The 14,939-nt window shown below is 71.4% G+C and carries 14 protein-coding genes; 1 reads left to right on the top strand and 13 read right to left on the bottom strand.

The window, feature by feature from the left end; all coding sequences use genetic code 11:
* Positions 1-28: 28 nt before the first annotated feature.
* From CP967_RS28985 to pyrR, 9 genes are all read right to left on the bottom strand, one after another.
* Complete coding sequence (locus CP967_RS28985) at positions 29-352, bottom strand: integration host factor (protein ID WP_014044803.1); 324 nt, start codon at positions 350-352, stop codon at positions 29-31.
* A gap of 244 nt (positions 353-596) precedes the next feature.
* Positions 597-1,436: an orotidine-5'-phosphate decarboxylase gene (gene pyrF, locus CP967_RS28980; RefSeq protein ID WP_150490798.1), complete on the bottom strand. Its 840-nt coding sequence runs from the start codon at positions 1,434-1,436 to the stop codon at positions 597-599.
* Positions 1,433-2,542 carry a quinone-dependent dihydroorotate dehydrogenase gene (locus CP967_RS28975; protein ID WP_150492101.1) on the bottom strand — a complete coding sequence of 370 codons (1,110 nt, stop codon included), beginning with the start codon at positions 2,540-2,542 and terminating at the stop codon, positions 1,433-1,435. Before CP967_RS28975 ends, pyrF begins: the two co-directional genes overlap by 4 nt.
* A gap of 285 nt (positions 2,543-2,827) precedes the next feature.
* The gene (carB, locus tag CP967_RS28970; RefSeq protein ID WP_150490797.1) at positions 2,828-6,136 is read right to left on the bottom strand and encodes a carbamoyl-phosphate synthase large subunit; all 3,309 of its coding nucleotides are present in this window, start codon (positions 6,134-6,136) and stop codon (positions 2,828-2,830) included.
* Positions 6,129-7,271, bottom strand: a complete 1,143-nt coding sequence (gene carA / locus CP967_RS28965; protein ID WP_150490796.1) for a glutamine-hydrolyzing carbamoyl-phosphate synthase small subunit — start codon at positions 7,269-7,271, stop codon at positions 6,129-6,131. The genes carB and carA overlap by 8 nt, the downstream gene beginning before the upstream one ends.
* Positions 7,268-7,846, bottom strand: a complete 579-nt coding sequence (locus tag CP967_RS28960) for a PH-like domain-containing protein (protein ID WP_150490795.1) — start codon at positions 7,844-7,846, stop codon at positions 7,268-7,270. Before CP967_RS28960 ends, carA begins: the two co-directional genes overlap by 4 nt.
* Positions 7,843-9,129, bottom strand: a complete 1,287-nt coding sequence (locus CP967_RS28955) for a dihydroorotase (RefSeq protein ID WP_150490794.1) — start codon at positions 9,127-9,129, stop codon at positions 7,843-7,845. Before CP967_RS28955 ends, CP967_RS28960 begins: the two co-directional genes overlap by 4 nt.
* 2 nt (positions 9,130-9,131) lie before the next feature.
* Entirely contained in the window at positions 9,132-10,148 is a 1,017-nt protein-coding gene (locus CP967_RS28950; protein WP_150490793.1) for an aspartate carbamoyltransferase catalytic subunit, read from the bottom strand.
* Positions 10,149-10,240: 92 nt separating this feature from the next.
* The gene (pyrR, locus tag CP967_RS28945) at positions 10,241-10,825 is read right to left on the bottom strand and encodes a bifunctional pyr operon transcriptional regulator/uracil phosphoribosyltransferase PyrR (protein WP_150490792.1); all 585 of its coding nucleotides are present in this window, start codon (positions 10,823-10,825) and stop codon (positions 10,241-10,243) included.
* A 221-nt stretch (positions 10,826-11,046) separates the two neighbouring features.
* Between pyrR and bldD the strand changes: the two genes are divergently transcribed.
* On the top strand, positions 11,047-11,547 hold the full coding sequence (gene bldD, locus CP967_RS28940; protein ID WP_014157378.1) for a transcriptional regulator BldD: 501 nt from the start codon (positions 11,047-11,049) through the stop codon (positions 11,545-11,547).
* Between the two features lie 179 nt (positions 11,548-11,726).
* On the opposite strand, the gene nusB is transcribed toward bldD, so the two are convergent.
* The 4 genes from nusB to CP967_RS28920 form a co-directional block, all read right to left on the bottom strand.
* Positions 11,727-12,158 (bottom strand): transcription antitermination factor NusB, encoded by a 432-nt coding sequence (gene nusB, locus CP967_RS28935; RefSeq protein WP_150490791.1) that lies wholly within the window; start codon positions 12,156-12,158, stop codon positions 11,727-11,729.
* Between the two features lie 2 nt (positions 12,159-12,160).
* Positions 12,161-12,727 carry an elongation factor P gene (gene efp / locus CP967_RS28930; protein WP_150490790.1) on the bottom strand — a complete coding sequence of 189 codons (567 nt, stop codon included), beginning with the start codon at positions 12,725-12,727 and terminating at the stop codon, positions 12,161-12,163.
* 77 nt (positions 12,728-12,804) lie between these two features.
* Positions 12,805-13,911: a M24 family metallopeptidase gene (locus CP967_RS28925; RefSeq protein WP_150490789.1), complete on the bottom strand. Its 1,107-nt coding sequence runs from the start codon at positions 13,909-13,911 to the stop codon at positions 12,805-12,807.
* 85 nt (positions 13,912-13,996) lie between these two features.
* The gene (locus CP967_RS28920) at positions 13,997-14,881 is read right to left on the bottom strand and encodes a Pro-rich N-terminal domain-containing protein (protein WP_150490788.1); all 885 of its coding nucleotides are present in this window, start codon (positions 14,879-14,881) and stop codon (positions 13,997-13,999) included.
* Positions 14,882-14,939 lie beyond the last annotated feature (58 nt).

Below are 14,939 nucleotides of genomic sequence, written 5' to 3'. Positions count from 1 at the left end.
TCCAGGTTCTCAGGAGTGCCTGAGAACGTCAGGCGGCGGTGCCGCCGAACTCACGCTCCAGGGATGCGATCTGGTTGGAGCCGAGACCCCGGACCCGCCGGCTCTCGGAGATACCGAGCCGCTCCATGATCTGCTTGGCGCGGACCTTGCCCACGCCCGGCAGGGACTCGAGAAGAGCGGAGACCTTCATCTTGCCGATGACGTCGTTCTCCTGGCCCTGCTTGATGACCTCTTGGAGCGAGGCGCCGGAGTGCTTGAGTCGATTCTTGACCTCGGCCCGCTCCCGGCGAGCCGCGGCGGCCTTTTCGAGCGCGGCTGCGCGCTGTTCAGGGGTAAGGGGCGGAAGAGCCACGCCTACGTCACCTCGGATGTCGATCTGTCGGATACGGACCGGCGGGAAACCCCATGGCTCCCCACCTGGTGAGCAACGGACGAGTTGTACTCGTCGGCTCTCGACGGAGACTAGCGGCCATGGCCGCCTGAGTCAGCGAGAATGAACGAAAAGTCCTGGTCAGCCTCCGCCGACCGGGACTTTCCGGACATAACAACCCTGTTTTTTGGTCAGGATTCCGTCAACCCGCTGTTACGTGGCATGGTCAGCTTTCCGGCACGGCCGTTCGGACCTCGTCCGCGAACCGTGCTGCGGCTTCGCGCAGCCCTGACGCGTCCGGCCCGTGGCGCAGCACGCCCCGGCTCACGCTGGGCACCACGTTGCGCACCGCGGCGCCGAAGACGCGGGGCAGATCCGCCGGCGTGGCGCCCTGGGCGCCGATGCCGGGGGCCAGCAGCGGGCCGTTGACCGCCAGGTCAACCCCGGCGTCGGCCAGGGTGGCGCCGACCACCGCGCCGACGGATCCGAGCGGCGTCGCCCCGGCGTTCTCGGCGGCCATGTGGTCCAGCATCACCTGGGCCAGCGGCCGGCCGTCCGCGGCGGTGGCCCGCTGGACCTCGGGGCCCTCCGGGTTGGAGGTGAGGGCGAGGACGAAGACCCCCGCGCCGGAGACCGCGGCGGCGTCCAGCGCCGGGCGCAGCGAGCCGAAGCCGAGGTACGGCGAGAGGGTGACCGCGTCGGAGAAGAGCGGGGAGTCCTTGTCGAGGTAGGTGGCCGCGTAGGCGGCCATCGTGGAGCCGATGTCACCGCGCTTGGCGTCCATCAGGACCAGCGCCCCGGCGGCCCGCGCCTCCTCGACGGCCTTCTCCAGCACGGCGATGCCGCGCGAGCCGAAGCGCTCGAAGAACGCGGACTGCGGCTTGAGCACCGCGACCCGGTCGGCGAGGGCCTCGACGACCGTACGGGTGAAGCGCTCCAGGCCCGCGACGTCGTCGCCCAGGCCCCAGGAGGTGAGGAGCGAGGCGTGCGGGTCGATGCCGACGCAGAGCGGTCCGCGGGTGTCCATGGCGTGGCGCAGCCGGGCGCCGAAGGGTTCGGGGGTCACTGCGCGGCCTTCCGTGTCCGGGCGCCGACGGCGTCGGCGAGGGTGGCGTACGGGGAGGCCGCCAGGCGGGCCGCCAGCCCCTTGTGGATCGCTCGGGCGTAGAAGGGGCCCTCGTAGACGAAGGCGCTGTAGCCCTGGACCAGCGTGGCGCCGGCCAGGATGCGCTGCCAGGCGTCCTCGGCGCTCTCGATGCCGCCGACACCGACCAGGGTGATCCGGTCCCCCACACGGGCGTACAGGCGGCTGAGGACCGCCAGCGAGCGCTCCTTGAGGGGGGCGCCGGAGAGTCCGCCGGTCTCCTTCGTCAGGGACGGCGGGGAGGCCAGGCCGAGGCCCTCGCGGGCGATGGTGGTGTTGGTGGCGATGATGCCGTCCAGGCCGAGTTCGACGGCGAGGTCGGCGACCGCGTCGATGTCCTCGTCGGCGAGGTCGGGCGCGATCTTGACGAGCAGCGGCACCCGGCGGCCGGGGACCGTGCGGTCCGCGGCCTCGCGTACGGCGGTGAGCAGCGGGCGCAGCGCCTCAGTGGCCTGGAGGTCGCGCAGGCCTGGGGTGTTGGGCGAGGAGACGTTGACGACGAGGTAGTCGGCGTGGGCGGCGAGCCGCTCGGTGGACTTCACGTAGTCCCCCACGGCCTCCGCCTCGGGGACGGCCTTGGTCTTGCCGATGTTGACACCGACCACCGTGCGGAAGACGGGCGTGCGCGCGGCCAGGCGCCGGGCGACGGCGGCGGAGCCTTCGTTGTTGAAGCCCATGCGGTTGATCAGGGCCCGGTCCGCGACGAGCCGGAAGAGCCGCTTCTTCGGGTTGCCGGGCTGGGGCTCGCCGGTGACCGTGCCGATCTCGATGTGGTCGAAGCCGAGCATCGCCATGCCGTCGATGGCGACGGCGTTCTTGTCGAAGCCGGCGGCCAGCCCGAACGGCCCGTGCATCCGCAGTCCGAACGCCTCGGTGCGCAGTTCCTCGTGGCGGGGGGCGAGCGCGGCGGCGGCGAAGGTGCGCAGCACCGGGATCCGGGCGGCGAGGCGGATCCAGCGGAAGGCGAGGTGGTGGGCCTGCTCCGGGTCCATCCTCGTGAAGACCAGCTGGAAGAAGAGTTTGTACATCTCGGGTGTCCTCATGAAGAGGGGGACACCGTTTCCGGTGTCCCCCTGCCGGGCTTTCCTAGGGGTTGTCCCGTAATGCGTGGTGGATCGGCGTGCGGCGTCAGACGGTGGGGGTCCCTCCCGCACCGTTCAGGCTGTGGGGGAACATCGCAAGGCGAAGGGGCGTCCGCATACGTATGGGGGTACCCCCGGGCGAAGCCACTGGGGGAGTATGCGGACGTTCCGCCAACGCCGCGAGGTGCCGTGACTGTCGTCGCACGCCCACCAGGAAGTACGGGACAGCCCTCAGTCTCGGGCCGCTGTCAGCTGTTCCGCGTGTTCCTGGAGGGAACGTACGCCGACGTCGCCGTGGGTGAGCGCGTCGATGCCCTGGACGGCGGCGGCGAGCGCCTGGACCGTGGTGAGGCAGGGCACGGCCCGTGCGACGGCCGCGGTGCGGATCTCGTAGCCGTCGAGCCGTCCGCCGGTGCCGTAGGGGGTGTTGACGATGAGGTCGACCGCACCCTCGTGGATGAGCTGGACGATGGTCTTCTCGCCGTTCGGGCCCTCGCCCTCGGACTGCTTGCGCACGACGGTGGCGTCGATGCCGTTGCGCTTCAGGATCTCGGCGGTGCCGGAGGTGGCCAGCAGCTCGAAGCCGTGGGCGACGAGTTCACGGGCCGGGAAGATCATCGAGCGCTTGTCGCGGTTGGCGACGGAGATGAAGGCGCGGCCTGTGGTGGGCAGCGGGCCGTAGGCGCCGGCCTGCGACTTGGCGTAGGCCGTGCCGAAGGCCGAGTCGATGCCCATGACCTCGCCGGTGGAGCGCATCTCCGGGCCGAGGACGGTATCGACGCCGCGGCCGTGGATGTCGCGGAAGCGCGACCACGGCATGACGGCCTCCTTGACGGAGATCGGCGCGTCCAGCGGCAGGGTGCCGCCGTCGCCGCTCCTCGGCAGCAGGCCCTCCTCGCGCAGCTCGGCGACGGTCGCGCCCAGCGAGATGCGGGCGGCGGCCTTGGCGAGCGGGACCGCGGTGGCCTTCGAGGTGAAGGGCACGGTCCGCGAGGCGCGCGGGTTGGCCTCCAGGACGTAGAGGATGTCGCCGGAGAGCGCGAACTGGATGTTGATCAGTCCGCGGACCCCGACGCCCTTGGCGATGCCCTCGGTGGAGGCGCGCAGCCGCTTGATGTCGAAGCCGCCGAGCGTGATCGGGGGCAGGGCGCAGGCGGAGTCGCCGGAGTGGATGCCGGCTTCCTCGATGTGCTCCATGACGCCGCCGAGGTAGAGCTCGGTGCCGTCGTAGAGGGCGTCGACGTCGATCTCGATGGCGTCGTCGAGGAAGCGGTCGACCAGGACCGGCCGGGTGGGGCTGATCTCGGTGGATTCGGCGATGTAGGCGGAGAGCCGGGTCTCGTCGTAGACGATCTCCATGCCGCGTCCGCCGAGCACGTAACTGGGGCGTACGAGGACGGGGTAGCCGATCTCGTCGGCGATGGCCTTGGCCTCGGCGAAGGTGGTGGCGGTGCCGTGCTTGGGGGCGGGCAGGCCGGCCTCGGCGAGCACCCGGCCGAAGGCGCCGCGGTCCTCGGCGGCGTGGATGGCCTCCGGGGAGGTGCCGACGACCGGTACACCGTTGTCCTTGAGGGCCTGCGAGAGGCCGAGCGGGGTCTGGCCGCCGAGCTGGACGATCACACCGGCGATCGGGCCGGCCAGCGACTCGGCGTGCACGATCTCCAGGACGTCCTCCAGGGTGAGCGGCTCGAAGTAGAGCCGGTCGGAGGTGTCGTAGTCGGTGGAGACGGTCTCCGGGTTGCAGTTGACCATGACGGTCTCGTAGCCCGCGTCGCTCAGCGCGAAGGAGGCGTGGACGCAGGAGTAGTCGAACTCGATGCCCTGGCCGATGCGGTTCGGGCCGGAGCCCAGGATGATCACCGCGGGCTTGGTGCGGGGCGCGACCTCGCTCTCCTCGTCGTAGGAGGAGTAGAAGTACGGCGTCTTCGCGGCGAACTCGGCGGCGCAGGTGTCGACCGTCTTGTAGACCGGGCGGACGCCGAGCGCGTGCCGGACCTCGCGGACGACGTCCTCGCCCAGGTCCCGGATGCCGGCGATCTGGGCGTCGGAGAAGCCGTGCCGCTTGGCCTCGGCGAGCAGGGTGGTGTCGAGGCGCTCGGCGGCGGCGAGCTCGTCGGCGAGTTCCTTGATCAGGAAGAGCTGGTCGACGAACCAGGGGTCGATCTTCGTGGCGTCGAAGACCTCTTCCTGCGTGGCGCCGGCCCGGATCGCCTGCATCACGGTGTTGATGCGGCCGTCGGTCGGGCGGACCGCCTCGGCCAGCAGCTGGTCCTTGTCGCCGGGCTCCCCGGTGAAGGTGAACTGCGAGCCCTTCTTCTCCAGCGAGCGCAGGGCCTTCTGGAGGGCCTCGGTGAAGTTGCGGCCGATCGCCATGGCCTCGCCCACCGACTTCATGGTGGTGGTGAGGGTGGAGTCGGCGGAGGGGAACTTCTCGAAGGCGAAGCGGGGGGCCTTGACGACGACGTAGTCGAGGGTCGGCTCGAAGGAGGCCGGGGTCTTCTCGGTGATGTCGTTGGGGATCTCGTCGAGGGTGTAGCCGACGGCCAGCTTGGCGGCGATCTTGGCGATCGGGAAGCCGGTGGCCTTCGAGGCCAGGGCCGAGGAGCGCGAGACGCGCGGGTTCATCTCGATGACGATGATGCGGCCGTCGTCCGGGTTCACCGCGAACTGGATGTTGCAGCCGCCGGTGTCGACGCCGACCTCGCGGATGATCGCGATGCCGATGTCGCGGAGCCGCTGGTACTCGCGGTCGGTGAGGGTCATCGCGGGGGCGACGGTGATGGAGTCGCCGGTGTGGACGCCCATCGGGTCGAAGTTCTCGATGGAGCAGACGACCACGACGTTGTCGTTCCTGTCGCGCATCAGCTCCAGCTCGTACTCCTTCCAGCCGAGGATGGACTCCTCCAGGAGCACCTCGGTGGTCGGGGAGAGCGTGAGGCCCTGTCCGGCGATGCGGCGCAGCTCCTCCTCGTCGTGGGCGAAGCCGGAGCCGGCGCCGCCCATGGTGAAGGAGGGGCGGACGACGACGGGGTAGCCGCCGAGGGTGTCGACGCCCGCCAGGACGTCGTCCATGGAGTGGCAGATGACCGAGCGGGCGGACTCGCCGTGCCCGATCCTGGCCTTGACGGCCTCGACGACGCCCTTGAAGAGCTCGCGGTCCTCGCCCTTGTTGATGGCCTCGACGTTGGCGCCGATGAGCTCGACGCCGTACTTCTCCAGTACGCCGTTCTCGTGCATGGAGATCGCGGTGTTGAGCGCGGTCTGGCCGCCGAGGGTGGGGAGCAGCGCGTCGGGGCGCTCCTTGGCGATGATCTTCTCGACGAACTCGGGGGTGATCGGCTCGACGTAGGTGGCGTCGGCGATCTCCGGATCGGTCATGATCGTCGCGGGGTTGGAGTTCACCAGGATGACCCGCAGGCCCTCGGACTTGAGGACGCGGCAGGCCTGGGTGCCGGAGTAGTCGAACTCGGCGGCCTGCCCGATGACGATCGGGCCGGAGCCGATGACCAGGACGGACTGGATATCGGAGCGCTTAGGCACGCTGGCCCTCCATCAGGGATACGAAGCGGTCGAAGAGGTACGCGGCGTCGTGCGGGCCGGCGGCGGCCTCGGGGTGGTACTGGACGCTGAAGGCCGGCTGGTCGAGCAGCTGGAGGCCCTCGACCACCTGGTCGTTCAGGCAGACGTGGGAGACCTCGGCGCGGCCGAACTCCGTGTCGGAGACCTTGTCGAGGGGGGCGTCGACGGCGAAGCCGTGGTTGTGCGCGGTGACCTCGACCTTGCCCGTCGTGCGGTCCTGCACGGGCTGGTTGATGCCGCGGTGGCCGTACTTCAGCTTGTAGGTGCCGAAGCCGAGGGCGCGGCCCAGGATCTGATTGCCGAAGCAGATGCCGAAGAGCGGGGTCTTCCGCTCCAGGACGCCCCGCATGAGGGCGACGGGGTGGTCGGCGGTCGCGGGGTCGCCGGGGCCGTTGGAGAAGAAGACGCCGTCGGGCCGCACCGCGTAGACCTCGTCGAGGGTGGCGGTGGCGGGCAGGACGTGCACCTCGATGCCGCGCTCGGCCATGCGGTGCGGGGTCATGCCCTTGATGCCGAGGTCGATCGCGGCGACGGTGAACTTCTTCGTGCCGGCGGCGGGGACGACGTAGGCCTGCTCGGTGGCGACCTCCGCGGAGAGGTCGGCGCCCTTCATCTCCGGGGCCTGGCGGACCTTGGCGAGGAGTACGCCCTCGTCCTGGACTGCGTTGCCGGAGAAGATGCCGACGCGCATGGCGCCGCGCTCGCGCAGGTGGCGGGTGAGGGCGCGGGTGTCGATGCCGCTGATGCCGACGACGCCCTGGGCGGCGAGTTCCTCGTCCAGGGAGCGGCGGGAGCGCCAGTTGGACGGGACGCGCGCGGGGTCGCGTACGACGTATCCGGAGACCCAGATCCGCTTGGACTCGGCGTCCTCGTCGTTCACGCCGGTGTTGCCGACGTGCGGGGCCGTCATGACGACGACCTGGCGGTGGTAGGAGGGATCGGTCAGTGTCTCCTGGTAGCCGGTCATCCCGGTGGAGAACACGGCCTCGCCGAAGGTCTCCCCCACGGCCCCGTAGGCGCGGCCGCGGAAGGAGCGGCCGTCCTCCAGGACGAGTACGGCGGGAGCTTTTCCGGCTCCCCGGGTGGAGGTCGTCATCGTGCGGTGCCTTCCGTAGTGCTGGTGAGGTGGTTGACGGCGTCGACCCAGGCCTGGTGCTCGGCCGCGTGGTCGGAGCGGAACCCGGAGTCGATCAGGGTCTCGCCGTGGGCCCAGGTGATGACCAGGAGGCCGCCCTCGGGCAGGACCTTCCCGGCGAGCGCCTTGTCGAGCCGGGCTTCGCGCAGGGCGCCGGCCGGGACGAAGAAGTCGGCGGCTCCGGGGCGGCGGACGTCGAGGCCCTCGCCGGTGAGGGTGAGCTCGGCCCGGCTGCGGGTGCCGAGGCCGTGCGCGACGATCCGGTCGAGCCACTGTCCGGCGGTCGTCGAGGCGTGGTAGCGGCCGCTGAGCGTGAGCAGGGGCTCGCGGTCGGCGAATCCTTCGGGGGTGGTGGCGAGGGCGGGCAGGCCGGACTGGAGGCTTCCGCGCCATTTCCATCCCTGGCGCATCAGCCAGTAGACGAAGGCGATGAAGACCGCCAGGCCGATGACCCAGCTGACGCGGGCGGACCAGTCCGTCACCTCGGCCGACCTCTGCTCGGCGGCCAGTTGGTGGAGGGTGTTCAGTGTTGTCACGCGAGCTTCCCGTCGACGACCGTGGCACGGCCCCGCAGGAAGGTGTGGGTGACGCGTCCCGGCAGCTCGCGGCCCTTGTAGGGGGTGTTGCGGCTGCGGGAGGCGAAGCCCGCGGGGTCCACTGCTCCACGGTATGACGGATCGACCAGGGTGAGGTTGGCGGGCTCACCCGCCGAGACGGGCCGGCCGTGTCCGCCGAGCCGGCCGATGGCCGCGGGGCGGACGGACATGCGGTCGGCGACGCCCGCCCAGTCGATGAGGCCGGTGTCCACCATGGTGTGCTGGACGACGGAGAGCGCGGTCTCCAGGCCGACCATGCCCATGGCGGCGGCGGCCCACTCGCAGTCCTTGTCCTCGTGCGGGTGCGGGGCGTGGTCGGTGGCGACGCAGTCGATCGTGCCGTCGGCGAGCGCCTCGCGCAGGGCCATCACGTCGGCCTCGGTGCGCAGCGGCGGGTTGACCTTGTAGACCGGGTCGTAGGACCGCACCAGCTCGTCGGTGAGGAGCAGGTGGTGCGGGGTGACCTCGGCGGTGACGTTCCAGCCCTTGGACTTGGCCCAGCGGACGATCTCGACGGAGCCGGCGGTCGACAGGTGGCAGATGTGCACGCGGGAACCGACGTGTGCGGCGAGCAGCACGTCGCGGGCGATGATCGACTCCTCGGCGACGGCGGGCCAGCCGCCGAGGCCGAGCTCGGCCGAGACGACGCCCTCGTTCATCTGGGCGCCCTCGGTGAGGCGGGGTTCCTGGGCGTGCTGGGCGACGACGCCGTCGAAGGCCTTCACGTACTCCAGGGCCCGGCGCATGATCACGGCGTCGTCGACGCACTTGCCGTCGTCGGAGAAGACCTTCACACCGGCCGCGGAGTCGTGCATGGCGCCGAGTTCGGCGAGCTGCTTGCCCTCCAGGCCGACGGTGACGGCGCCGACGGGCTGCACGTCGCAGTAGCCGGACTCCCTGCCGAGCCGCCAGACCTGCTCGACCACGCCGGCGGTGTCGGCGACGGGGAAGGTGTTGGCCATGGCGTGGACGGCGGTGAAGCCGCCCGCCGCCGCGGCCCTGGTCCCGGTGAGGACGGTCTCGGAGTCCTCGCGGCCGGGCTCGCGCAGGTGGGTGTGGAGGTCGACGAGGCCGGGCAGCAGGACGCGGCCCTCCGCCTCGATCACGGTGGCGTCGCCGGCCTCGATGCCGGTGGAGACCCGGGCGATGGTCTCACCGTCGATGAGGACGTCGGCCGGCTCGCCGCCGAGGATCTTCGCGCCGCGGATCAGGATCTTGCTCATGGTTACTTGTTCTCCTCGGTACGGGCGGCGGCGGACGGCAGGGCGGTCTCGGAACCGCCCAGCAGCAGGTAGAGGACGGCCATGCGGATGGAGACGCCGTTGGCGACCTGTTCGACGGCGGTGCAGCGGCCGGAGTCGGCGACCTCGGCGGTGATCTCCATGCCGCGGTTCATCGGCCCGGGGTGCATCACGACGGCGTGCTCGGGCATCTTCGCCATGCGCAGCCCGTCGAGGCCGTAGCGGCGGGAGTACTCGCGCTCGGTCGGGAAGTACGCGGCGTTCATCCGTTCGCGCTGCACCCGCAGCATCATGACGGCGTCCGACGCCGGGAGCACCTCGTCCAGGCTGTAGCTGACCTCGCAGGGCCACCCCTCCACGCCGACCGGTACGAGGGTGGGCGGGGCGACCAGCGTGACCTCGGCGCCGAGCGTGGTCAGCAGGTGGACGTTGGACCGGGCGACCCGGCTGTGCAGGACGTCGCCGACGATCGTGACCCGGCGGCCTTCGAGGTCCTTGCCGAGGCCGGCGTCGGCCCCGACCAGCCGGCGGCGGATGGTGAAGGCGTCCAGCAGGGCCTGGGTGGGGTGCTCGTGCGTCCCGTCACCGGCGTTGACGACGGCTCCGTCGATCCAGCCCGAGGTGGCCAGGCGGTAAGGGGCGCCGGAGGAGCCGTGCCGGATGACGACGGCGTCGGCGCCCATCGCCTCCAGGGTCAGGGCGGTGTCCTTGAGCGACTCGCCCTTGGAGACGGAGGAGCCCTTCGCGGAGAAGTTGATGACGTCCGCGGAGAGCCGCTTGGCGGCCGCCTCGAAGGAGATGCGGGTACGCGTCGAGTCCTCGAAGAAGAGGTTGACGACGGTACGGCCGCGCAGGGTGGGGAGCTTCTTGATCGGCCGGTCCGCGACCCGGGCCATCTCCTCCGCGGTGTCGAGGATCAGGACGGCGTCGTCACGGGTGAGATCGGCGGCCGAGATGAGGTGGCGGGGGGTCCGGGAGGTGTCCCCGGGAGAGCACAGCATCTGGGAGGGTCTCCGTAGATATGGAGGAATCAGGCATGCGGGCGCGTGCGAAGCCGTCGCACCGCCACAAAGGCGTACGAACGTGCGGGAAGCTATCGCTCGCCGGCCGGGGCGGTCCGCTTCACACCGAGCAGCACGGCGTCGCGGCCGTCCTCCTCGGCGAGCTGGACCTTGACCGTCTCCCGGAGGGAGGTGGGGAGGTTCTTGCCGACGTAGTCCGCGCGGATCGGGAGCTCGCGGTGGCCGCGGTCGACGAGGACGGCGAGCTGCACGGCCCGGGGCCTGCCGATGTCACCCAGCGCGTCGAGCGCGGCGCGGATCGTGCGGCCGGAGAAGAGCACGTCGTCGACGAGGACGACCAGCCGGCCCTCGACGCCGTCGCCGGGGATGTCGGTGCGGGCGAGGGCGCGCGCGGGGCGCATGCGCAGGTCGTCGCGGTACATCGTGATGTCGAGCGATCCGACCGGCACGGCGCGGCCGGTGATCTCCTCCAGCTTCGCCGCGACACGGCGGGCGAGGAAGACCCCTCGCGTCGGGATGCCGAGCAGCACCACGTCGTCGGCGCCCTTGGCGCGTTCGACGATCTCGTGGGCGATGCGGGTGAGCACCCGGGCGATGTCGGGTGCCTCCAGAACGGGCCTGGCGGCGTTGCCGGGGTGGTCGTGCTGTGCGTCCATAAGAAACGGACCTCCTTCTCCGCCTCACGGGACGGTGGTTAAAGGACGTCGAAATTGCGTCGTCCACGTTACCAGGGCCCGCGCGGGCCCCGGGCAGGGCCCCCCGGGGCCGCGGTCCGGACCTTCTCGGCTTGACGCGACCAGGTAACGCTGCGTAACCTCACAGTGAGTTACCAGTCTCGCGGTCCAACCGCAGAATGTTCCAGCGTCCGGGGAGCCTTATGTCCAGCGAATACGCAAAGCAGCTCGGGGCCAAACTCCGCGCCATCCGCACCCAGCAGGGCCTCTCCCTCCACGGCGTGGAGGAGAAGTCGCAGGGCCGCTGGAAGGCCGTCGTGGTCGGTTCGTACGAGCGCGGCGACCGCGCCGTGACCGTGCAGCGACTCGCCGAGCTGGCGGACTTCTACGGCGTCCCGGTGCAGGAGCTCCTGCCCGGCACGACGCCGGGCGGTGCCGCCGAGCCGCCGCCGAAGCTCGTCCTCGACCTGGAGCGCCTCGCCCACGTCCCGCCGGAGAAGGCAGGCCCCCTCCAGCGTTACGCGGCGACGATCCAGAGCCAGCGCGGCGACTACAACGGCAAGGTCCTGTCGATCCGCCAGGACGACCTGCGCACCCTGGCCGTGATCTACGACCAGTCGCCGTCCGTGCTCACCGAGCAGCTGATCAGCTGGGGTGTGCTGGACGCCGACGCGCGCCGCGCCGTCGCCCACGACGAGGGCTGAGCGGGCCCCACGCAGTACCAGGACGCCGGGCAGGCCCGGGGCGCACCGCCCCGCCTGCCCGGCGTTCGCCGCTCCCGGGGCCCTCGTGCGGCCGGGAGGGGCCGCGCGAGGCCCGGTACGCCGAAGGGCCCACGGCCGGTGACGGCCGTGGGCCCTTCGGCCGGCGTACGCCCCGCGGGCTACTGCTCGCGGCGCAGGTTCGCCTTGAGGTCCTTGAAGCGGGCCAGCAGGCCGTTCACGAAGGACGGGGAGTCGTCGGTGGAGAACTCCTTGGCGAGCTGGACGGCCTCGTCGATCACCACGGCGTCCGGGGTGGAGTCCATCCAGATCAGCTCGTAGGCACCGAGCCGCAGGATGTTCCGGTCGACGACCGGCATACGGTCCAGCTCCCAGTCCACGGCGTAGGTGACGATGAGATCGTCGATCCGGTCCGCGTACTGCGCGTACCCCTCGACGAGTTCCATCGTGAACTCGCCGACCGGCGGCTGACGCTCGTCGGTCCGCGAGAGCCGCACCCAGTCCGCGAGGACGTCTCGCACGGACGCCCCGCGCTGATCGGCCTCGAAGAGGATCTGGAAGGCGCGTTTGCGGGCCTTGTTACGGGCAGCCACGGTTAGCTGTTCACCCGGCCGAGGTAGTCGCCCGTGCGGGTGTCGACCTTGATCTTCTCGCCGGTGGTGATGAAGAGCGGGACACCGATCTCGTAGTCGGTCTCCAGGGTGGCGGGCTTGGTGCCACCGGTGGAACGGTCGCCCTGGACACCCGGGTCCGTGTGCTTGACGGTCAGCTCGACCGCGGCGGGCAGCTCGACGTAGAGCACCTCGCCCTCGTGCTGGGCGACGGAGGCGGTGAAGCCCTCGATCAGGAAGTTGGCGGCGTCGCCGACGGCCTTGCGGTCGACCATGAGCTGGTCGTAGGTGTCCATGTCCATGAAGACGAAGTAGTCGCCGTCCATGTACGAGAACTGCATGTCACGGCGGTCGATGGTGGCGGTCTCGACCTTCACGCCGGCGTTGAACGTCTTGTCGACGACCTTGCCGGACAGCACGTTCTTGAGCTTGGTGCGCACGAAGGCCGGGCCCTTGCCGGGCTTGACGTGCTGGAACTCGACGACGGACCAGAGCTGGCCTCCGTCGAGCTTGAGCACCAGGCCGTTCTTGAGGTCGTTCGTGGAAGCCACGGTTGCGGAATCTCCTGGACTGAAGCTGGTGGACGGCCAAGGACCGCGTGCGAGAAGACTTCCGCGAGGACAATCTCCTAGAGCGCGAGCAGCTCCTTGGTCGTAATGGTGAGTAGCTCGGGGCCGCCGTCCGCCTCGGGGCGTACGACGAGCGTGTCATCGATCCGGACACCGCCCCGGCCCGGGATGTGGACCCCCGGTTCGACGGTGACCGGCACGCAAGCGTCCAGTTTACCCATGGCCGCCGGTGCCAACTGCGGGTCCTCGTCGATTTCGAGCCCGACCCCGTGCCCGGTGCGGGCCGGGAGGCGGCCGGCGTGGCCCGCGGAGTCCAGGAGATGGCGGGCCGCGTGGTCCACGTCGCGGTAGGCGGCGCCGGGGACGAGAGCCTCACGGCCGGCCCGCTGAGCGGCGAAGACGAGGTCGTAGAGCTCGATCTGCCAGTCCGCCGGGGCGGTGCCGATGACGAAGGTACGGCCGATCTCGCACCGGTAGCCGCGGTAGGTCGCGCCGAGGCAGACGGAGAGGAAATCGCCTTCCTCGACCCTGCGGTCGGTGGGCCGGTGGCGGCCCTGGCCGGAGTGCGGGCCCGTCCCGACCGAGGTGGCGAAGGCGGGGCCGTCGGCTCCGTGGTCGACCAGCCGCCGCTCCAGTTCCAGGGCGAGGTGGCGTTCGGTACGGCCCACCAGGATGGACTCCAGGAGTTCACCGAGCGCCTGGTCGGTGATCTCGGCGGCGATCCGCAGACAGGCGATCTCCTCCTCGTCCTTGACCAGGCGGAGCTGCTCCACCGTGCTGCCCAGGTCCGTCAGGCGCAGCCGGGGCGCCACGGAGGCCATGGCGCGGTGCCTGGAGACCGTCAGGTCGTGTTCCTCGACGGCCAGGGAGTCGGTGTCCAGACCGCCCGCGAGGCCGGCGGCGGCGACCACCGGGTCGCCCTCCGGCTCGGGCAGCACGGTCAGCCGCAGCTGTTCGTCGGGGCGCCCGTGGGCGGGATCGCCGGTGGGGGCGCGGGGAGTGAGCAGGACGTCCTCCCCGGGGCCGAGCAGCAGCACGGCGCCGGGCGGAGCCCCGCCCGCTAGATAGCGGACGTTGGCGGGGCGGGAGACCAGGGCGGCCGCGGATCCGGCGGCGGCGTACCGGTCGCGCAGCAGCCCGCGTCGGACGGCGTACACCTCTGACATGTATTCGAGCGTACGAGCGGGAACGGCGCCCCGCCCGGTCAGCGCATCCGACCGGGCGGCCCGGTCCGCCGCCACGCCGGGGCCCCTACCAGGCCGGGGGGCTGGCTATGGAGCGGGCCAGGACGTCGTCCAGGGCCCGCGCCGTCGTCTCGACGTCGTACGCCGAGTTGTCGATGATCGGGAGGCCCGAGCCGTACCAGCCGGCCATCCGGCCGTGGATACGGGCGACCTCCTCGTCGGAGAGCCTGCGGTTGCCGCTGCGGGCGGCGTTGCGCTCCAGGACGACCTCCAGGCCGGGGAGCAGGACGACGGGCAGCAGGCCGGGGCCGACGTGGCGTTTCCAGCCGCCGAGGCCGACGACGGGCCGGTCGGGGAAGACGGCGTCGTCCAGGATGCAGGAGATGCCGTTGGCGAGGAAGTTCCGGGCGGCGAAGCCGCAGGTGCGGCGGGCCAGGCGGTACTGCGCCTCGGAGTGGTCGTTCCACCCGGCCTGCGGGTCGGCGAAGCCGGAGCAGACCCACTCGCGGACGTCGTCCAGGGAGACGTGCGCGGTGGGGACACGGCGGCGGCCCGCCCACAGCTTGGCGACGGTGGTCTTGCCGGCGCCGGCCGGGCCGATCAGGAGCACCGCGAGGGTGGCCGTGCCGGTGCCGGGGTCGGCGGGCGGCGCGGGCAGCGGGACGGGTCCGCCGGGCGGCAGCTGGACGTGTCCGGTGGTCTCCCGGGACGGGGGGCCGGGGGCGTGCTGCGGCGCGGGACCGGCCCACCCCTGTGCGCTCCCCCGCGCGGCCGGGCCCTGCGCGGGTCCGGGCTGTCCGGGGCCGGGCGGGTGCCCCGGTCCCCGGGGCGGTATCGGCGGCGTGCCCGGCATGGGACCGGGATGGCCCGGGTGCTGGGCGGCCTGGCGCGTCCACGGTCCGTCTCCGGGGCCGTGGGGCGGCGGCAGCGGGGCTCCCCCTGCGTGCTGCATCCGGTGCCACTCCGTCTCGTCACTGCAACTGGCGCTGGTCGACGGCAACGGTACCGTC

Source organism: Streptomyces nitrosporeus (genome assembly GCF_008704555.1).
Classification (GTDB): Bacteria; Actinomycetota; Actinomycetes; order Streptomycetales; family Streptomycetaceae; genus Streptomyces; species Streptomyces nitrosporeus.
This window is presented reverse-complemented; position numbering and strand designations above follow the sequence as displayed.

What these genes read in the sequence shown, in the direction of transcription:
- CP967_RS28975 (WP_150492101.1), bottom strand. Translation starts at nt 2,542, where the DNA reads ATGTACAAACTCTTCTTCCAGCTGGTCTTCACGAGGATGGACCCGGAG.
- carA (WP_150490796.1), bottom strand. Translation starts at nt 7,271, where the DNA reads ATGACGACCTCCACCCGGGGAGCCGGAAAAGCTCCCGCCGTACTCGTC.
- CP967_RS28955 (WP_150490794.1), bottom strand. Translation starts at nt 9,129, where the DNA reads ATGAGCAAGATCCTGATCCGCGGCGCGAAGATCCTCGGCGGCGAGCCG.
- CP967_RS28950 (WP_150490793.1), bottom strand. Translation starts at nt 10,148, where the DNA reads ATGCTGTGCTCTCCCGGGGACACCTCCCGGACCCCCCGCCACCTCATC.
- bldD (WP_014157378.1), top strand. Translation starts at nt 11,047, where the DNA reads ATGTCCAGCGAATACGCAAAGCAGCTCGGGGCCAAACTCCGCGCCATC.
- CP967_RS28925 (WP_150490789.1), bottom strand. Translation starts at nt 13,911, where the DNA reads ATGTCAGAGGTGTACGCCGTCCGACGCGGGCTGCTGCGCGACCGGTAC.
- pyrR (WP_150490792.1), bottom strand. Translation starts at nt 10,825, where the DNA reads ATGGACGCACAGCACGACCACCCCGGCAACGCCGCCAGGCCCGTTCTG.
- CP967_RS28920 (WP_150490788.1), bottom strand. Translation starts at nt 14,881, where the DNA reads ATGCAGCACGCAGGGGGAGCCCCGCTGCCGCCGCCCCACGGCCCCGGA.